Below are 19,507 nucleotides of genomic sequence, written 5' to 3'. Positions count from 1 at the left end.
GATTTAATGGTGGAGGTATGACTACGTAAGGATAACTTTTATGAGTAATAAACAATCTGATTTACTTAAAAATATTATGAATGCGGATCGCTATTTTGCAGAACCTATTACACCTCCTTTTCCGCAAACCTTATCGATGAATGCATTACATTCTCAAAATATAAAAGATACCGAAGGCTTAGTGCAATTTATCATCGCGTCACCAAAACCTTTTGAGCCTTCCGAAATAGAAAAAATGTCACAACTTAAAAATATCCAAATTGGACTCATTTCTATTATGGCAAACCATCTTGCTGCATTAAAAAAAGAGGATAATGAAGCCTATTATCGCCCCGAACATTGGTTAGATACGCTCAACCATTTACCCCTTCTAGGACACAATAAAATAGAAACAAAAAAACTTCATAAGCAAACCTTTGATTTTTCTGTTGCTCAAGCGTTTATTCAATTATTACTAGGAGCTGCAATCAATGCCACCTCTCCTGCACTTGGAGAATTTATTGATTTTTTACGTACCCAAGGACAAAAAATAGAAATCGGCTTACGAAACTCATTAGACAGCTATCAAACGATAACTATTGCGGGGATTACGGAGATACTCAATCATAATAATCATCTTATTTTTGTTCCAAAGCTGAAAATTTTGAGCCTACGTTTTTCTTATCAATCAGCAAAAATGCTACTCGCCAGTTGTATCGGTCGTAAATTTACCCTCTCTTTAGAGTACACCACCATTACCTCTGTATTTGATGCTAGTGCACTTGATGATCCACTGATTAATCAGCAGTTTTATGATTTTTTAAACAAGTATCGTCAGCTAAGCATTGCAAAATCAGATGCTTTTTTTAGTGGGGATTTTTATTTGAAATGAGTAATAACAGAAATTAGATTTATGAACACGCTTGAAGGCGGGAATGACCCGCCTTTCAGTATTACACTAATGGTAATTCGATATCTTTAAATAACTCTTCAATCTCTTCGTTAGTTCGCAACGCAACAGCTTGCTCAATCAAATTACGCGTAAGATGGGGAGCAAAACGCCACATAAAATCATACATATAGCCACGTAAGAAACCACTACGGCGAAATGCAATTTTAGTGGTGCTATAACTAAACTTATCACGCATATCAATGGCAACTAAATCGCTATCGAGTACAGGATCAAATGCCATGCTGGCAATCACACCAATGCCTAAATGCAGTCTCACATAAGTTTTAATAACATCCGCATCGGTTGCAGTGAAAACAATTTTAGGTTTCAACCCTACTTTACCGAAGGCATCATCAAGATCTGAACGCCCAGTGAACCCCTGGGTATAAGTGACAATATCGTAGTTTGCGAGCTCTTTAAGCGTCACTTCTCGTTTTTGTGCCAGTGGATGATCTTTAGAAACCACCACAATGCGGTTCCAACGATAACAAGGTAGCATCACTAAATCGTTATAAAGATGCAGTGATTCTGTCGCTATTGCAAAATCACTTTTACCTCTGCATACATCTTCAGCAATTTGCGTTGGTGAACCTTGGTTCATATGTAATGAAACATCTGGATAACGCTCAATAAAACCTTTTATTACTGGAGGTAATACATAACGAGCTTGCGTATGCGTTGTTGCAATCGATAGTGAGCCTCTATCTGGATAAGTGTGTTCACCCGCAGCTGATCGAATAGCTTCTGTTTTTGACAAAATCTCTCTAGACAGCCTTACAATTTCTTCACCTGCTGGTGTCACATGCGTTAGATGCTTGCCACTGCGAGAAAATATTTGTATACCTAGCTCATCTTCTAACATGCGAATTTGTTTACTTATTCCCGGCTGAGATGTATACAAACGCTCTGCTGTGGTCGAAACATTTAAATCGTTATTCACCACTTCAACGATATAACGCAACTGTTGTAATTTCATGGAGAGGCTATCCCTTCAACAAAAGACTTATTATTCCGTTATTCTATTTATATTCATATAACTAAAAAGAATAATAAAGATGTAATATATAACCACTATATCACTTATTTCATTTCGGTCTAACGTAATTAATAGTGTTATTTAGGTTTTGTTATATCGAATAGTTATAAGCTATAAATAAGCATAAAAAAAGCCAACCTTATCTGTCAGCTTCTATTTCATAATATTAGTGCCACTAAATTATTTAATCACACTACATACCATTCTTGCACCGTCGTCACTAAGAGCTTGGATCATCAGTCTTAATACAAAAAAGCGACTAACTCTCATTAGTCGCTTTTTTATTTATCACGTAATGCCAATGTTATTTGGTTTTTTCAACCCATTTGCCATCGACATAAAACGCAGACCAACCTGTTGCTTTGCCATCTTTCTCTGAAGAAACATATTGCTGTTTTGTTTTACGACTAAAACGCACAATAGTTGGGTTTCCTTCAGGATCAGCTACTGGAGCTTCTGCTAAATAGCGCATTTTCTCTGCTAAACGGTCTTTAAAGCGAACCAGTTCTTCTACTTTTGGTGCACGTGTTTCTCTTGATTTAGGGAACGTGTTTGCGGCCAAGAAGACACCAGCAGCACCGTCTCGTAAGACAAAGTAAGCATCTGATTTTTCGCATAGCAATTCAGGAAGTGGAACAGGATCTTCCTTCGGTGGTGCAATTTCACCGCTTTTTAAGATTTTACGGGTATTTTTACAATCATCATTAGTACAACCCATGTATTTACCAAAACGCCCCATTTTTAGGTGCATTTCAGAACCACATTTATCGCACTCAATAACTGGGCCTTCATAACCTTTTAAGCGGAATTCACCTTCTTCAACTTCATAACCATCACATGCAGGGTTATTACCACAAACATGTAATTTACGATGAGTATCAATCAAGTAACTGTCCATTGCAGTACCACATTTCGGGCAACGGCGACGTGCACGTAATGCGTTAGTTTCTGCATCTTCCCCTTCAAGAATATTTAATAATTCATCTTCAGGGATAAGGTTGATGGTTTGCTTACAACGCTCTTTAGGCGGTAAAGCATAGCCCGAACATCCTAAAAATACGCCTGTTGTCGCCGTTCTAATTCCCATATGACGAGAACAAGTTGGACATTCAATCGACGTGATCACCATTGGATTTGGTCGCATTCCACCTTCTTCAGGATCTTTTTCAGCAACTTCTAATTGCTGACTAAAATCGGTGAAGAATGCATCTAATACCGCTTTCCAGTTTTCTTCATTATTAGCAACATGGTCGAGGTGATCTTCCATTTGCGCAGTAAAATCGTAATTCATTAAATCGCTAAAATTCTCTTCTAAACGATCCGTTACAATCTCACCCATTTTTTCTGCATAAAAACGACGGTTTTCAACTTTCACATAACCACGATCTTGAATAGTGGAAATGATAGAAGCATACGTTGAAGGGCGACCAATACCGCGCTTTTCTAACTCTTTAACTAAAGTCGCTTCGCTAAAACGTGCTGGTGGCTTAGTAAAGTGCTGAGTAGGTTCTAATTCAGCTAAAGCCAGTTTAGCCCCTACATCAACTGCAGGTAAGGTTTTGTCTTCATCTTTGTTACGCATCGCTGGCATGACTTTCGTCCAACCGGCAAAACGTAAAGTACGGCCTTTAGCTCGTAGTTTATAATCACCTGATTCAACTGTTAATGTGGTTGAATCGTATTTTGCTGGTGTCATTTGACAAGCAACAAATTGATTCCAAATCAGTTGATATAAACGTTTGGCATCGTTATCCATATCTTTTAAAGATTCTGCGATAACGTTGATATCTGAAGGACGAATAGCTTCGTGCGCTTCTTGAGAATTTTCTTTGCTCGAATAAACATTTGGCTCTTTCGGCAAATATTTAGCACCAAAATTCTCATTGATATAATCACGCGCCATTTGAATTGCATCCTGACTTAAGTTAGTTGAGTCAGTACGCATATAGGTTATATAACCAGCTTCATAAAGGCGCTGAGCTAGCATCATCGTCTTTTTCACACCAAAGCTTAAACGCGTACTTGCCGCTTGCTGTAAGGTTGATGTGATAAGTGGTGCACTTGGTTTGCTTGATGTTGGTCTATCTTCACGATCTTTTACCGTGAAGGTTGCATTTTGTAATGCTTTAACCGCCACCTGTGTTTCATCGGATGAAACAGGGTTGAAGGCTTTATCATTATAATGCGTGACTTCCATACGCAACGGTTGCTCGTCAGGCGTTAATAATGACGCGTGCAATTGCCAATATTCTTCAGGAACAAAGGCTTTAATTTCACGCTCACGTTCAACTAAAAGACGCACAGCAACAGATTGCACTCGACCCGCAGATAATCCACGAGCAACTTTTTTCCAAAGTAAAGGTGAAACCATATAACCCACAACACGATCCATAAAGCGACGAGCTTGTTGTGCGTTAACGCGATCTATATTTAACTCACCCGGAGTTTGGAAAGCTTGTGTAATGGCATTTTTAGTGATTTCGTTAAAAACCACTCGACTAAATCGTTCATCATCACCGCCGATAACTTCGCGTAAATGCCACGCGATAGCTTCTCCTTCGCGGTCAAGGTCCGTTGCGAGATAGACATGATCAGCTTTCTCAGCCAATGCTTTTAGTTCAGCCACGACTTTCTCTTTGCCGGGTAGAATTTGATAGTTCGCATTCCATCCATTATAGGGATCAATTCCCATACGGCTGACTAAGGCTGATTTCTCATCCTTTTTAACTTTTTTCACGCCTTTCGTGGCGGATGAGTTTTCGCTCTTCTGGCTGCCAGAACCACTCTTTGGCAAATCACGAATGTGACCCACGCTAGATTTAACTACGTAGTCATTGCCAAGATATTTATTGATCGTTTTGGCTTTAGCCGGGGACTCCACGATAACAAGAGCTTTACCCATAATTACCTTTACCTAATTAAACTTTGTTATGACGGTATCGTTTAATACCCTCAACTAAAAAAATGTTTAAAATCTCTTTTTTATATTGCGTTAGTTTTGCAATATATCAACCTGTTTTTATTCAAAGCTTTTGTTTAAGCTCAAAACTCATCACTTTTTTTGAGGTATTTTAATCACCTCACTACTTTGACCGAGTACAGGCAAATCATTGTTTGCTACATATAGAGTAGCTAAGCTTTTAAAAATGCCACACTCTACCTGATAAAAAGTGAGGCGCAACAAATTATTTTTCTAAGGAGCACATATTATGTCAACACAAACTACACCGATTACAACAGAGATGCTACTTGAAAAAGCGAATAAAATCATATGTGAACATGAAGATTATTTACAAGGTATGCGTGCAGATTCGGTTGAACAGAAAGGTAATGTCCTCGTATTTAAAGGCGAATTTTTTTTAGATGAACAAGGTTTACCTACTGCAAAAAGCACAGCAGCATTCAATATGTTTAAGCATTTAGCTCATGTGTTATCTGATAAATACCATTTAGAATAAGTCATCTTCGTGATTATTTTTATTTAATCACTGAAGTAAATTAATTTACTCTTTATCGATAACAAAAAAGAGACTTTGCTTGCCAGTTATTGCATTCATTCAGATGCCAATAACTGGCATAATCAAACAAAAATAAAGAATAATAATTCAGTTTGATTATAATGCAGATTTTCTGTCACATCTCAACTCAAGATTACACTTACCTATCAATACAATCAGTAATATCAATTATTTTTATTTTCTATTTACAGCTATATTGAAACCTCCTAGAAAGAGGAAATATTTACCCTGTTGTTATAAGCAATATCAATTATTTCTTTGATTGCCAGTGAAATTTTCACTGGCTTTTTTTATTTTATGGAAATAAAAGCTTTTAAAATAGAGAGTTAGAATATTTTTTGAGAAGATTTAGGAAAAGTGACTGAGTAAGGAAGGATGATATCAGCGATAATCCATATCACTGATATCATTTATTGCGTACTTATTGGCTTATAGCAGCGGTTTTTTACTTCTTTGTACCCAACGCATCATCAGTTTATCAATACTTTCCATTGCGCCACCTGTAACTCGCTCAACCATTTTCTTTTTGGTAACATATTGGACAGAAAGAACTTCAAAGTCATTAATATGATTGATTAGCCAATCATCACTGACACCAACTTCATCAATTAAGCCTCTGTTTAGTGCTTCTGAACCGTACCAATACTCACCCGTTGCAACGCTATCGATATCAAGTTGAGGGCGATATTTATGCACAAATGATTTAAACAATAGATGCGTTTCATTTAAATCTTGTTTAAATTTCTCACGACCTTCTTCAGTATTTTCGCCTAACAAGGTCAATGTACGTTTATATTCGCCAGCGGTATGCAACTCAACATCAATATCGTTTTTCTTGAGCAAACGATGAATGTTAGGGATCTGAGCCACAACACCAATCGAGCCAATAATCGCAAATGGTGCAGCAACAATTTTATCTGCCACACATGCCATCATATATCCCCCGCTAGCAGCCACTTTATCGACAACCGCCGTCAGTTTAATACCCTTTTCTTTTAAGCGTGTTAATTGAGCTGCGGCTAATCCATATCCGTGAACCATACCGCCTGGGCTTTCTAAGCGCAGTAATACTTCATCACCTGCTTGTGCAACAGAAAGAATGGCGCTGATTTCTTCACGTAATGCACCCACTTCATGTGCATCCATACTACCGTTAAAATCAAGCACATATAAACAAGGTTTTACAACGCCTTTTTTACCTTCTTTTGCATTGTTTTTACTCTGTTTATTCTCTTTTTTTTGCTGCTTTTTAAACGCTTTATACCAGACTTTTAATTCAGCATCGTCCATTTTTGCTTGTTGCATAACGCGCTGTTTTTCTTCGTAAGCTTCAGCAAGATCTGTGACTCTTAACGTCCCTTTACGATTTTGCTTTTTATTTCCAATTACAACGAAAAACAACACGATAGCGATAATCGCCACAACAACAGTGACAATTTCTGCTAAAAACAGCCCATATTGCAAAATATACTCCACAAAGACCTCTTTTTAAGGTTAATAACACTGACTAAAACCAATATGCCTAGTTTAACGAAATTCTGCTTTAGCGCCAGCAACAAAGGCATGATTATGTTTAATACCATAAAGAAAATAGCCATAAATTGTAAACAAAAAGTCAGACTAAACTGGTCGCTAGACAAATAAGACGTTACACTTTATTTACTTTTTACTAGACAGGATATCAATATGTTGCAATATCAACCCGATCATAGCGTGCTAAAAGATAAAATTATTCTAGTAACGGGTGCTGGTGATGGCATAGGAAAAGAAGCCGCACTAACTTATGCGCAATATGGCGCAACACTTATCTTATTAGGCCGTACTTTATCAAAACTTGAAGATGTTCAAGAAAAAATAATCACATCAGGTGGCCAACAGCCCATGTTATATCCACTTGATCTACTTACAGCGACAGAGAACGATTTTCAGCAATTTGCTGATACTCTCGTTAAACGCTTCCCTCATCTTGATGGTGTATTACAAAATGCTGGTTTATTAGGTGTTGTTGAACCTATCATTAATCAACCGAGTAATCTTTGGCATGACGTTATGCAAGTCAACGTTAATGCGACATTTATGCTCACAAAAGTACTACTACCATTGATGCTCAAAGCGCCTCATGCAAGCCTTATCCTCACCACATCTAGTGTAGGTCGCCAAGGTCGTTATGGTTGGGGAGCTTATTCTGTCTCTAAATTCGCAACAGAAGGCTTTATGCAAGTACTTAATGAAGAATATAACGAAAGTACTTTGCGTATTAACTGCATTAATCCTGGTGGCACTCGTACCGCAATGCGAGCAAGTGCATTTCCAGATGAAGATGCACAGAAATTAAAAACACCTAAAGATTTGATGCCGTTATATCTCTACCTTATGAGTGATGACAGTATTGATGTGAAAGGACAATCTTTAGATGCACAACCTGGCCGTAAAGCAGGTCCCGCTGAATAACATAATTTAAGGTAACAAAATGAATGATGCACAACACCAAAAACGCCAACAACGTTTAAAAGAGAAAGTAGATACTCGAATTGAGCAAGCTCAACACGAGCAAGGTATTTTGATAATTTTTACTGGCAATGGTAAAGGCAAAACAACAGCGGCGATGGGAACCGCAACGCGTGCTGTTGGTCATCAAAAAAAAGTCGGTGTTGTGCAGTTTATAAAAGGTACATGGGAAAACGGTGAACGAAACCTATTAGAACAATTCGGTGTACCATTTTATGTAATGGAAACGGGCTTTACTTGGGAAACACAAGATAAAACGGCAGATACCGCTGCCTGTTTGAATACTTGGCAATATGCACTGAAACTACTTAACGATCCAGAGTACGATCTGGTCATTCTTGATGAAATTACCTATATGATTAGCTTTAACTATTTACCATTAGATGAAGTTATTTCAGCTATTAGCTCTCGCCCACCTCACCAAAATGTCATTATTACAGGAAGAGGCTGCCATCGAAAATTAATTGAGTTAGCCGATACGGTGACAGAAATGCGTCCTATAAAACATGCTTTTGACAGCGGAATAAAAGCGCAAAAAGGTATAGATTGGTGACCTATAATGATTATTATAAAATGAATATTTTTCTTAAATAAGAATTGGCTCGCCTAAAATGCCAGCACCAAATATTCTCCCATTTTTTTTCATAAATTCAAAATAGGCATCTCTATCTACAAAAATATTATTTTGTATTTGTTGATTGTAAATCATTGCCATTCTTACTAAATATTTATGATATTCATCATAAAATATTTGTTTTTCTTTAGGATCTCTTGACGCTAAATATTTCTTCATTATTTCATAAATACTATTTGCTTCTTTGGTTAATTTTTCATTACTAAATTTAACATTATATTCTAGTGGAGTTAAATTATCTGTTCGTGTGTTCCCTCCATCTATCCAATTAAACTTATCTGTTGCTAAATATTCAGTTAACAAATCACGTTCAGAATAAAAGTGAATACCATAAGGATATTTAGCGATATATTGATAAAAATCCTCTCTTGAAAAACATTTTGTCAATACATTCACTTTTTCATTATCGTCCCAATCAGATAAGTAAGTAGGTAATGATTCATCTAATGGAATATCGCAATTAAAAATATTATTATCAATAAAAAGAGAGTCAGAGCTATTAATGGCGCCGCGTACAAGTATGCCGTTAATCCATACAATGCGCTCATCTATATGAAGATCATCAAGTGTATCATCTGGTTTAAATACCGAAGTGAAACTATAATATATTTCTCTATTTGGATTAATTATTCCGCCTCGATTGCCTGGATAAATCATAAATTCACTCTGTTCACCATGACTATCAACTAACAGATGTTTTCCGTTATTAAGTTTTATTTTTTTAACTTCACCTTTACCCATTACGAAATAAGAATTATCAACTTTAAACTCTAAAGGTTCTAATCGGTTATTGCTGATATAAAAAATACCGTTCTGCTTTTCTCGTTTTGCGGGGTTGTCGCACCCTACTATCAGAAAAGTCATATATAACACTGTTGTTAAATAAAAATAACGATACATATTATTTTGAATACCTTATCGTTAAATAAAAAATTATTAATATTTCTACCGTAATAATGTAATTATCATAGATATATTTATTATAAAAATAAAGCCATCAAAAAAAGAAGCACTCATAAAAACATGAGTGCTTCTTTTTAAAAATGAAAATTTAATTTGAAATAATAAATAATTATTCGCTAATTACTTTTTATTTCCTGCTGATTGGCGACGACTTGACGCTCTTTTAGCTGGTGATGTTGAAGTGCGAGCAGATACTTTCGTATGACGCTTAACTGCACGACGGATCTGATTCGCTTTGATACGACGTTGATCTTTTTCTACTGCAACTTTTGTTACTGTTTCGTCGTTTAATTCAACTAATTGACGTAAATAGTTGATTTGATCTAATCCAAGTTCAACCCAACCACCACGCGGTAAACCTTTTGGTAAATCGATGTCACCGTAACGAACACGAATAAGGCGGCTGACTTGGACACCAACAGCTTCCCACATACGGCGAACTTCACGATTACGCCCTTCAGTAAGTGAAACGTTGTACCATTGGTTAATCCCTTCACCACCACGATAAGAAACAGAGCGGAATGAAGCAGGACCATCTTCTAATTGTACACCACGCGTTAATTGACGAATTTTCGCATCATCAATTTCACCAAAAACACGGACAGCGTATTCACGCTCAACTTCACGGCTAGGATGCATTAAACGGTTGGCTAATTCACCATCAGTTGTAAATAACAGTAATCCACTGGTATTCACATCAAGACGACCTACGGCAATCCAGCGAGCACTGTTAAGGCGAGGAAGACGTTGGAAAACGGTTGGACGACCTTGCGGATCACTGCGAGTACACAGTTCACCTTCAGGTTTGTAATAAGCAAGCACACGGCAAACATCTTTTTGTGCTTCACGAATATTTAGAATACGGCCATCTAAGCGGATTTTTGCTGTAGTGGTGACATCAATACGATCACCTAATTTCGCTTTTGTACCATCAATGCTGATACGCCCTTCTTGAAGATAGCCTTCAATTTCACGGCGAGAACCGTGACCAGAACGAGCAAGGATTTTTTGTAATTTTTCAGTGCGTTGCGATTTATCGCTCATGAAACAACCTCATGTGTCGCCTTCACAGGCGTCATAAAAATAGAATTAATTTTTAAAAATCAATTAAATAAAAATAACCCATGTTTATTAAAATAAGAAATAAACACAGGTTTATTGATTCAATAGTGAACAATGTTGATGATTTTTCACATCAACATTGTGATAAATAGTGGCGATAAAATGACGTTGGCAAAACCTTAACGATAGCTTAGCCATTTGTTCGCAGATCAAGTTATAGTGTTTAACGTTTAAAATACGCGTTGATATAACCGATTTCAAAAACAGACACCGTGATTTTTATCGCAATGTATAAATTTAACACAAGCGATAAATCCCTTCACCTTTTATCTCTTTATCTCGTGATAAATTTCTTCACTATCGAGTCATTACTATCGAGTCATTGACTCCCAATTCAGTTTAATCAGCTAAATGACTTACTGAAATGGCGTAATATCACCCGTACCTTCACGCACGATAACTGGGGTATCTTCTGTTAAATCAATTACCGTTGTCGGTTTTTGTCCTAAATAACCACCGTGGATCACCAAATCAACTTGTTTGCTTAATAAATCTTCGATTTCTTCCGGATCAGATTCAGCAAAATCGTTGCCTGGTAAAATCAGGCTTGTTGACATTAATGGCTCACCAATATTTTCTAACAATGCCAATGCAATAGGGTTAGAAGGAACACGCAAACCTATGGTTTTACGTTTATCATTCATCAAACGTTTTGGTACATCTTTAGTTGCTTTTAAGATAAAGGTGTAATTACCTGGAGTGTTATTTTTTATTAAACGAAACACCACATTATCAACATAAGCGTAATTGGCGATTTCTGATAAATCACGGCACATCAGTGTAAAATTGTGGTTTTTATCTAATTGGCGAATACGACAAATTCGCGTCATTGCATCTTTGTTTTCTAAACAACAGCCAATAGCATAGCCAGAGTCTGTTGGATAAATCACCACACCGCCTTTGCGTAAAATATCAGCACTTTGTTCAATTAAACGAGCCTGCGGATTATCAGGGTGAATATAAAAAAGTTGGCTCATACATCCCTCAATGAATTTCTAATGTTACTCTTGCCATAGCGACCAAACTGGTTCTACACCACTGGGTAACCATAAATTACGCCCCAATTCTATCCACGAGCAAGGGCGATGAAAATCAGAACCTAACGAAGCTTTTAGCCCATAAAGTTGCGCTAATGCTGCGTGTTGTTCTCGTTCTTGTGGTGGTTGTTGGCATTGTGCCACTTCGATTGCATCACCACCAAGTTGTTTAAAATAAAGCGTTAAGCGTTTTAACCACTTAGAGGATAGACCATATCGTCCCGGATGCGCTAATACTGCAACGCCACCAGCCTCATGAATCGCTGTGACAGCGTCACCTATTGAGCACCATTGTGGGGGGACATAACCCGTTTTACCTTTCGCTAAATAACGCTTAAACACTTTATTAACCGAGGCAACATGCCCTTCATTCACGAGAAAACGGGCAAAGTGTCCTCTTGTAACTTGTCCACCATGTGCTAAGGCTTTTGCCCCTTCAAATGCATTTGCAATACCCGCTTTTTCTAATCGCTCACCTATCATTATCGCGCGTGTTTCACGACATTGGCTTTGTGACGAAAGGAGTGCTTTCATTGCATTATGGTTGATATCAATATTCAATCCAACAATATGGATTTCTATATTCTCCCATAAAGTCGATATTTCGACACCTGATATCAGGGTAAGAGGCAGATTTTTTTCTGCAATATAATCATTAGCAGGAGTAATCGCCGCTGTTGTATCGTGATCTGTAATCGCTAAGACATTAATTTGACGCTCTATCGCTCTCTCAACCAATTCTTTTGGTGAAAGCTCGCCATCTGACGCGGTAGTGTGGCTGTGCAAATCATAAATCACTCTTAAATCAGATAGCACTTCTGTCATCGCTTCTCCCTTTTCATCTTAGCAAGGTAATAATTTTTAAAGAGTATGCCATAAAGTACTTGACGAACCCAATGCAATCCAGTTTACTAGTACACAACACGAGCTAGTCTATTAACTTATTATCTGTCGTTAGCTGTAAGGAGATCTTATGAATATTAATCAACGTCTTATCGCTCTTTGGTGGCGCAATACTCTTTTATGGGCGGTTTGATCTCCTGCTTCACGTCAGTGATATCTAAAACCCGCCTACGCGGGTTTTTTTATGCATTAAAAACAGTTAGTAAAAAATAATATAGAGCGATAATAATGAATACATCACTTGCATTCTCATTTAATACCAAGGCAACGCCACTGCCTTACCACAGCGAACCTGCTTTACTTTTCAATACATTATGTGAAAACAAACATCACACATTATTATTAGAATCTGCACAAGTTGACACTAAAGCAAACTTAAAAAGTTTGTTAATTGTTGATAGCGCATTACGTATCAGCGCAGTAAAAAATCAAGTCACTATTGATGCATTAAGCGTTAATGGACAAGGTTTATTACCTGCATTAAAAATCGCACTAAAAGAAAAAGCGGTCTTAATGCAAGAGAGCGATAAACAGTGTGTTTTTACTTTTTCTTCACCTGCACAAGATATTGATGAAGAGAGCAAATTAAAATCAGCCAGCGTATTTGATGCTTTACGTTTCTTTCTTGCTAATAAAGACACTAAAGATGCTAATGCTATTTTTGTCGGCGGTTTATTTGCTTATGATTTAGTCAGTGGATTTGAACCCATTCCTGAATTAGACACCGTTTTTTCATGCCCTGACTACTGCTTTTATTTAGCAGAACAGTTAATCGTGATCGACCATCAGAATAAAGATAGTCAGTTAATTTCCATTGCTTTTACTGATGATAAAACAGAGTGTCAGCGCCTCACTTTACGCCAATCTGAGTTAATTTCACTGGCTAAACAACCTTTAAAACATCCTATCCGCCGCGCTTTAACAGCAGCAGAATCAACAATACAAGGCAATATGGATGATAAAGGTTATGGCGATATTGTTGAGGCAATGAAAACCTATATTCGTCGAGGTGACATTTTCCAAGTTGTTCCATCACGTCGCTTTCAAGTTGCTTGCCCTTCACCACTTGCCGCTTATCAAGTGTTGAAAGAGAAAAATCCAAGCCCTTATTTATTCTATATGCAAGATGCTTTGTTCACGGTATTTGGAGCATCACCAGAAAGTGCATTGAAATATCAAACAAGTGATCGCCAAATTGAAATCTATCCAATTGCAGGAACTCGCCCAAGAGGACGCAACACAGATGGTTCAATCAATGCAGATTTAGACAGTCGAATTGAACTTGAAATGCGCACTGATACGAAAGAGCTTTCTGAACATTTAATGTTAGTTGATTTGGCACGTAATGATTTAGCGCGTATTTGCCAAGCAGGTAGCCGTTATGTCGCTGAATTAACAAAAGTTGATCGTTATGCTTTCGTCATGCACTTAGTCTCAAGAGTTGTGGGTAAATTACGTGATGATTTAGATATCTTCCATGCGTATCAAGCTTGTATGAATATGGGAACACTATCTGGAGCGCCGAAAGTCAGTGCAATGCAATTGATTGCTCGTTATGAAAAAACGAAACGTGGCAGTTATGGTGGTGCTATCGGCTATTTTACTGGCGCAGGAGATTTTGATACTTGCATAGTTATTCGTTCCGCTTATGTTGAAAATAATATTGCAACTATTCAAGTTGGTGCTGGAATTGTGCTCGATTCAGATCCAAAAATGGAAGCAGAAGAGACACGCAATAAATCACAAGCTGTTATCAATGCCATTTTACAAGCTCACACCAATACTCAAATGCAGGAGGCTTGCTAATGGCGACTATCTTACTGCTCGATAATATCGACTCATTTACTTATAACCTTGTCGATCAATTACGTAGCCTTGGCAATAATGTTGTGATTTATCGCAATAGCGTCGCAGCCGATGTTATTGAACAAAAATTACATGAGCTCGATAACCCGATTTTACTGTTATCGCCGGGGCCAGGAGCACCTTCACAAGCTGGTTGCATGCCTGAACTGTTAAAACGTGTATTAGGCACATTGCCTGTAATTGGTATTTGCTTAGGTCATCAAGCCATTATTGAGGCTTACGGTGGCAAAGTTTCTTCATGTGGAGAGATCTTACATGGCAAAGCGACATTAGCTGAACACGATAACAGCGAAATGTTTGTGAATTTACCTAACCCTTTACCCGTAGCTCGTTATCATTCGCTTTCAGGAGAACAAGTTCCAGAACAACTCATTATTAATGCTTGGTGCGATAACACTGTTATGGCGGTGCGTCACCGTCAACATAAAACCTGTGGTTTTCAGTTTCACCCAGAATCAATTTTAACCACAAAAGGCGCACAACTTTTAGAGCAAACAATCGCATGGGCATTAACTCCTAAAGGAGACGCATAAAATGGAAACTATCTTCAACAAATTATTTAGCGCACAACAATTGACGTTAGAAGAAAGCCAAACACTGTTTAGCGCCATTATTCGCGGTGAGTTAACAGAATCACAATTAGCGGCAGTATTAATCAGCATGAAAATGCGCGGTGAACATCCTCAAGAAATCGCAGGAGCAGCACGCGCATTACTCGAAAATGCACTGCCATTTCCTCGTCCTGATTATACCTTTTGCGATATCGTAGGCACTGGCGGTGATGGTGCAAATAGTATCAATATTTCAACAGCAAGCGCCTTTGTTGCGGCTGAAGTAGGCATCAAAGTTGCGAAACACGGTAATCGTAGCGTATCCAGCCGCTCTGGATCTTCCGACTTATTAGCAGCATTTGGTATCCCTTTAGACAGAAGTGCTGATGATGCGCGCCAATTACTGGATGAAGTGGGTTTATGCTTTTTATTTGCACCTCAATATCACAGTGGTTTTCGTTTTGCAGCACCCGTTCGCCAACAATTGAAAACACGCACGTTATTTAATGTATTAGGTCCATTGATCAACCCAGCGCGTCCGCCATTAGCATTAATTGGAGTGTATAGCCCAGAGTTATTGATGCCTATCGCAGATACATTAAAAGTTTTAGGTTATGAGCGTGCTGCCGTTGTTCATAGTGGTGGAATGGATGAAGTTTCACTACATGCACCTACTCAAGTCGCTGAATTACGCAATGGTAAAATTACACGTTATCAACTGACACCAAGTGATTTTGGTCTTCGCCCTTGTGCCATTACTGATTTAGAAGGTGGTACACCTGAAGTAAACCGTCAATTATTGGCAGATTTATTACAAGGTGAAGGAAAAAGAGCACATACCGAATCTGTTGCAGCTAATGTCGCTTTATTAATGCGTTTACATGGGCAAGAAGATTTAAAAATGAATACTGAAGTTGCTATGCACGCTATTTATAGCGGTAAAGCAATAAATCGTGTAACTGCATTAGCAGCGAGAGGATAAGAGCATGACTGTATTAAACGCCATTGTAAAAGATAAAGCTGAATATCTAATTGCACGTAAAGCAAGCCAACCATTATCAGAATTTGTGCACCAAATAGAGCCATCAACACGCTCGTTTTATCAGGCATTAACTCAGCCCAATACTGTTTTTATTTTAGAGTGTAAAAAAGCATCACCCTCAAAAGGTCTAATTCGTGCTGATTTTGATCCCGCTACGATTGCAAAAATTTATCAGCCTTATGCTGCTGCAATTTCGGTATTAACGGATGAGAAATATTTTCAAGGGAGCTTTGATTATTTACGTCAAGTTAGCCAAGCCGTGCATCAACCCGTTTTGTGCAAAGATTTTATTATTGATGAATACCAAATCTATTTAGCTCGTTTTTATCAAGCAGATGCCATTTTATTAATGCTCTCTGTCTTAGATGATGAGCAATATCGTGCACTATCAGCCGTTGCTCATCAATTAAACATGGGTGTATTAACGGAAGTAAGCACTGAAGAAGAGCGTCAACGTGCCATTAATCTCAATGCCAAAGTTATCGGTATTAACAATCGTGATTTGCGTGATCTCTCTATCGATTTAGCGCGTACCCAGCAGTTAAGCCAAGGATTGCCTAAAGATGCAATCGTGATCAGTGAGTCAGGTATTCACACCCACCAGCAAGTTCAAGCGTTAAGCCAATATGCTAATGGGTTTCTAGTTGGTAGCGCCTTAATGTCACAAGAAAATATTGACCAAGCAGTGAGAGCGCTCGTTTTGGGAAAGCATAAAGTGTGCGGGTTAACTCGCACACAAGATGTAAAAGCGGTTTATCAAGCTGGTGCTTATTATGCAGGGTTGATTTTCGCAGAAAAATCCCCTCGAAAAGTGACATTGTCACAAGCACAAGAGTTGATAGCGCAAGCTCCCTTAGCCTTTGTGGGAGTTTTTCAAAACCAACCCATTACGCTTATTTGTGACTATGCTGAAAAACTTAATTTATCTGCCATTCAATTACACGGACAAGAAGATGCTCAGTTTATTGAGCAACTTAGACAAAGAATTCAACCTAGCTGTGAGATTTGGCAAGCAATAAATATGGCAATTCACGCAGATATTTCTCCTGTTTCACACGTTAATAAATATGTACTTGATAACGGCACTGGTGGCACAGGAACAACGTTTAATTGGCAAAAAATTCCTAATACATTACGTGAAAAAGCGTTACTTGCAGGTGGTCTTAACAGTGAAAACTGTTTGGATGCAGTTAAAACAGGCTGTATCGGGCTTGATTTTAACTCTGGAGTAGAGTCGGCTCCCGGCATAAAAGATGCGCAACGTCTGAACCAAGTATTTGCACAATTACAGCTAAACTAAATTTCACAAAAATAAAATTTCAAACAGGATGACATCACAATGAGAAAACTTAACCCCTACTTTGGCGAATTTGGTGGCCAATATGTACCTGAAATCTTAATTCCTGCATTGGATCAACTCGAACAAGCTTTTATTGATGCGCAAAACGATCCCTCTTTTCAGCAAGAATTCCAAGATTTATTAAAAAATTATGCAGGCAGACCAACGGCACTAACCCTTTGTCGTAATTTAACAGAAGGCACGCGAACTCGTTTATATCTAAAACGTGAAGATTTACTGCATGGTGGCGCCCATAAAACTAACCAAGTATTGGGTCAAGCCTTGTTAGCAAAACGTATGGGTAAAACCGAAATTATTGCAGAAACAGGTGCGGGTCAACATGGTGTTGCAACTGCTTTAGCCTGCGCACTGCTTAATATGAAATGTCGTATCTATATGGGTGCTAAAGACGTCGAACGCCAATCGCCTAACGTATTTCGTATGCGCTTAATGGGTGCCGAAGTGATCCCCGTTCACAGTGGTTCATCTACCTTAAAAGATGCGTGTAATGAGGCATTACGTGACTGGTCTGGTTGTTACGACCGCGCACATTACTTATTAGGAACGGCGGCAGGCCCTCATCCTTATCCAACCATTGTCCGTGAATTTCAACGCATGATTGGTGATGAAGCCAAAGCACAAATTCTAGAGCGTGAAGGTCGTCTACCTGATGCTGCTATCGCTTGTATTGGCGGTGGTTCTAATGCTATCGGTTTATTTGCATCCTTTATCCCAGAAACTTCGGTGCAACTAATTGGTGTTGAACCTGCGGGTAAAGGTATTGAAACGGGTGAACACGGTGCACCACTGAAGCATGGAAAATTAGGGATCTATTTTGGTATGAAGTCCCCAATTATGCAGACTGATGAAGGACAAATTGAAGAGTCATATTCAATTTCAGCAGGTCTTGATTTCCCATCTGTCGGGCCTCAACACGCACACTTAAATAGCATTGGTCGTGCTGATTATGTTTCTGTTACCGATGATGAAGCCATAGAAGCATTTAAAGCACTTTCTCGCCGTGAAGGGATTATTCCAGCCTTAGAATCTTCTCATGCATTGGCTTATGCATTGAAATTAATTGCACAAAATCCTGACAAAGAGCAGCTATTAATTGTGAACTTATCAGGCCGTGGTGATAAAGATATTTTTACTGTAAACGATATTTTAGCAGCAAGAGGAGAAATCTAATGAGCCGTTATCAAGTATGCTTTGAAGCATTGGCACAAAAACAGCAAGGCGCATTCGTTCCTTTTGTCACATTGGGTGATCCTTCTCCTGAGCTGTCATTACAAATTATTGATGCGTTAATTGAAGGTGGCGCAGATGCATTAGAGATTGGTATTCCCTTCTCCGATCCTCTTGCAGATGGTCCTACAATCCAAGGGGCTAATTTACGTGCGCTTAATGTCGGTGTAACGCCAACAGATTGCTTTGCGCTCTTAACTAAAATTCGTGCAAAACATCCTAATATTCCTATTGGCCTATTAGTTTATGCCAACCTTGTTTTTAGTAATGGCATTGATAATTTTTATAGTAAATGTGAGCAAGCAGGCGTGGATTCTGTCTTGATTGGTGATGTACCTTTACGTGAATCAAAAGAGTTCCGTGAAGCAGCACAACGCGCAAATATCAGTCCTATTTTTATTTGTCCACCTAATGCTGATGATGAACTTTTACAAGAGTTGGCAGCATCAGGTAAAGGCTATACCTATTTATTATCAAGAGCAGGTGTAACGGGTACAGATAAACGTGCAGAACAATCACTAACACATCTTACTGACAAACTAAAAACCTATAATGCCCCTCCCGCATTGCAAGGTTTTGGCATTTCTGAGCCTAAGCAAGTTAAAGAAGCGATTGCCAATGGTGCCACAGGCGCAATTTCAGGCTCGGCAGTGGTTCAAATTATTGAGAAAAATCTTCATCAACCCGATGTGATGTTAAAAGCACTGACGACATTTGTGAAAGAGATGAAGGCAGCTACCCTCTCCTAATTGCTTTAAATACGCTTAGTGAGATCCGCTTTAGAGAAATAATTTGCTATTTTTCTAAGC

15 protein-coding genes and 1 pseudogene are annotated in these 19,507 nt (G+C 38.4%); 9 read left to right on the top strand and 7 right to left on the bottom strand.

What is annotated here, in order from left to right; all coding sequences use genetic code 11:
• The first annotated feature begins 40 nt into the window (after positions 1 to 40).
• Positions 41 to 871 (top strand): hypothetical protein, encoded by an 831-nt coding sequence (locus JEP71_RS00995; RefSeq protein ID WP_198619563.1) that lies wholly within the window; start codon positions 41 to 43, stop codon positions 869 to 871.
• A 61-nt stretch (positions 872 to 932) separates the two neighbouring features.
• Here the strand turns inward: JEP71_RS00995 and cysB are convergent, their stop codons facing one another.
• Complete coding sequence (gene cysB, locus JEP71_RS00990) at positions 933 to 1,907, bottom strand: HTH-type transcriptional regulator CysB (RefSeq protein WP_109372364.1); 975 nt, start codon at positions 1,905 to 1,907, stop codon at positions 933 to 935.
• Positions 1,908 to 2,271: 364 nt separating this feature from the next.
• On the bottom strand, positions 2,272 to 4,869 hold the full coding sequence (topA, locus tag JEP71_RS00985) for a type I DNA topoisomerase (RefSeq protein WP_198619564.1): 2,598 nt from the start codon (positions 4,867 to 4,869) through the stop codon (positions 2,272 to 2,274).
• Positions 4,870 to 5,176: 307 nt separating this feature from the next.
• Here topA and JEP71_RS00980 point away from each other — a divergent pair, with 307 nt between their 5' ends.
• The gene (locus tag JEP71_RS00980) at positions 5,177 to 5,425 is read left to right on the top strand and encodes a YciN family protein (RefSeq protein ID WP_069369238.1); all 249 of its coding nucleotides are present in this window, start codon (positions 5,177 to 5,179) and stop codon (positions 5,423 to 5,425) included.
• A 489-nt stretch (positions 5,426 to 5,914) separates the two neighbouring features.
• Here the strand turns inward: JEP71_RS00980 and sohB are convergent, their stop codons facing one another.
• Positions 5,915 to 6,961, bottom strand: coding sequence for a protease SohB (gene sohB, locus JEP71_RS00975; RefSeq protein WP_100158176.1), 1,047 nt, complete (start codon positions 6,959 to 6,961; stop codon positions 5,915 to 5,917).
• Between the two features lie 213 nt (positions 6,962 to 7,174).
• On the opposite strand from sohB, the gene JEP71_RS00970 reads away from it, so the two are divergent.
• Positions 7,175 to 7,936, top strand: a complete 762-nt coding sequence (locus tag JEP71_RS00970) for a YciK family oxidoreductase (protein WP_198625756.1) — start codon at positions 7,175 to 7,177, stop codon at positions 7,934 to 7,936.
• A gap of 19 nt (positions 7,937 to 7,955) precedes the next feature.
• Positions 7,956 to 8,546, top strand: a complete 591-nt coding sequence (gene cobO, locus JEP71_RS00965) for a cob(I)yrinic acid a,c-diamide adenosyltransferase (protein ID WP_109372368.1) — start codon at positions 7,956 to 7,958, stop codon at positions 8,544 to 8,546.
• A 33-nt stretch (positions 8,547 to 8,579) separates the two neighbouring features.
• On the opposite strand, the gene JEP71_RS00960 is transcribed toward cobO, so the two are convergent.
• From JEP71_RS00960 to rnm, 4 genes are all read right to left on the bottom strand, one after another.
• A complete protein-coding gene (locus tag JEP71_RS00960; protein ID WP_232797444.1) occupies positions 8,580 to 9,491 on the bottom strand; it encodes a hypothetical protein in 912 nt (303 codons plus the stop codon).
• Positions 9,492 to 9,710: 219 nt separating this feature from the next.
• Positions 9,711 to 10,634, bottom strand: coding sequence for a 23S rRNA pseudouridine(2605) synthase RluB (rluB, locus tag JEP71_RS00955; protein ID WP_088495702.1), 924 nt, complete (start codon positions 10,632 to 10,634; stop codon positions 9,711 to 9,713).
• A 434-nt stretch (positions 10,635 to 11,068) separates the two neighbouring features.
• Positions 11,069 to 11,689, bottom strand: coding sequence for an L-threonylcarbamoyladenylate synthase (locus JEP71_RS00950; protein WP_023582284.1), 621 nt, complete (start codon positions 11,687 to 11,689; stop codon positions 11,069 to 11,071).
• Between the two features lie 24 nt (positions 11,690 to 11,713).
• A complete protein-coding gene (rnm, locus tag JEP71_RS00945) occupies positions 11,714 to 12,574 on the bottom strand; it encodes an RNase RNM (RefSeq protein ID WP_198619566.1) in 861 nt (286 codons plus the stop codon).
• Positions 12,575 to 12,880: 306 nt separating this feature from the next.
• On the opposite strand from rnm, the gene JEP71_RS00940 reads away from it, so the two are divergent.
• The 5 genes and pseudogenes from JEP71_RS00940 to trpA all read left to right on the top strand — a co-directional run bounded on the left by JEP71_RS00940 (position 12,881) and on the right by trpA (position 19,447).
• Positions 12,881 to 14,458 carry an anthranilate synthase component 1 gene (locus JEP71_RS00940; protein WP_198625589.1) on the top strand — a complete coding sequence of 526 codons (1,578 nt, stop codon included), beginning with the start codon at positions 12,881 to 12,883 and terminating at the stop codon, positions 14,456 to 14,458.
• A pseudogene (trpD, locus tag JEP71_RS17460) lies at positions 14,458 to 16,051 on the top strand (bifunctional anthranilate synthase glutamate amidotransferase component TrpG/anthranilate phosphoribosyltransferase TrpD). The gene JEP71_RS00940 and the pseudogene trpD overlap by 1 nt, the downstream one beginning before the upstream one ends.
• Before the next feature lie 4 nt (positions 16,052 to 16,055).
• A complete protein-coding gene (gene trpCF, locus JEP71_RS00925; RefSeq protein WP_198619570.1) occupies positions 16,056 to 17,411 on the top strand; it encodes a bifunctional indole-3-glycerol-phosphate synthase TrpC/phosphoribosylanthranilate isomerase TrpF in 1,356 nt (451 codons plus the stop codon).
• A 39-nt stretch (positions 17,412 to 17,450) separates the two neighbouring features.
• On the top strand, positions 17,451 to 18,641 hold the full coding sequence (gene trpB, locus JEP71_RS00920) for a tryptophan synthase subunit beta (RefSeq protein WP_036937130.1): 1,191 nt from the start codon (positions 17,451 to 17,453) through the stop codon (positions 18,639 to 18,641).
• Positions 18,641 to 19,447 carry a tryptophan synthase subunit alpha gene (gene trpA, locus JEP71_RS00915; RefSeq protein ID WP_198625587.1) on the top strand — a complete coding sequence of 269 codons (807 nt, stop codon included), beginning with the start codon at positions 18,641 to 18,643 and terminating at the stop codon, positions 19,445 to 19,447. Before trpB ends, trpA begins: the two co-directional genes overlap by 1 nt.
• Positions 19,448 to 19,507: the final 60 nt, after the last annotated feature.

Source organism: Proteus sp. PR00224 (genome assembly GCF_016238105.1).
Taxonomy (GTDB): domain Bacteria; phylum Pseudomonadota; class Gammaproteobacteria; order Enterobacterales; family Enterobacteriaceae; genus Proteus.
This window is presented reverse-complemented; position numbering and strand designations above follow the sequence as displayed.

Bases quoted from the DNA above. Each gene is read 5' to 3' on its own strand.
- JEP71_RS00995 (WP_198619563.1), top strand. From the start codon at position 41: ATGAGTAATAAACAATCTGATTTACTTAAAAATATTATGAATGCGGAT.
- cysB (WP_109372364.1), bottom strand. From the start codon at position 1,907: ATGAAATTACAACAGTTGCGTTATATCGTTGAAGTGGTGAATAACGAT.
- topA (WP_198619564.1), bottom strand. From the start codon at position 4,869: ATGGGTAAAGCTCTTGTTATCGTGGAGTCCCCGGCTAAAGCCAAAACG.
- JEP71_RS00980 (WP_069369238.1), top strand. From the start codon at position 5,177: ATGTCAACACAAACTACACCGATTACAACAGAGATGCTACTTGAAAAA.
- cobO (WP_109372368.1), top strand. From the start codon at position 7,956: ATGAATGATGCACAACACCAAAAACGCCAACAACGTTTAAAAGAGAAA.
- JEP71_RS00960 (WP_232797444.1), bottom strand. From the start codon at position 9,491: ATGACTTTTCTGATAGTAGGGTGCGACAACCCCGCAAAACGAGAAAAG.
- rluB (WP_088495702.1), bottom strand. From the start codon at position 10,634: ATGAGCGATAAATCGCAACGCACTGAAAAATTACAAAAAATCCTTGCT.
- JEP71_RS00950 (WP_023582284.1), bottom strand. From the start codon at position 11,689: ATGAGCCAACTTTTTTATATTCACCCTGATAATCCGCAGGCTCGTTTA.
- rnm (WP_198619566.1), bottom strand. From the start codon at position 12,574: ATGACAGAAGTGCTATCTGATTTAAGAGTGATTTATGATTTGCACAGC.
- JEP71_RS00940 (WP_198625589.1), top strand. From the start codon at position 12,881: ATGAATACATCACTTGCATTCTCATTTAATACCAAGGCAACGCCACTG.
- trpCF (WP_198619570.1), top strand. From the start codon at position 16,056: ATGACTGTATTAAACGCCATTGTAAAAGATAAAGCTGAATATCTAATT.
- trpB (WP_036937130.1), top strand. From the start codon at position 17,451: ATGAGAAAACTTAACCCCTACTTTGGCGAATTTGGTGGCCAATATGTA.
- trpA (WP_198625587.1), top strand. From the start codon at position 18,641: ATGAGCCGTTATCAAGTATGCTTTGAAGCATTGGCACAAAAACAGCAA.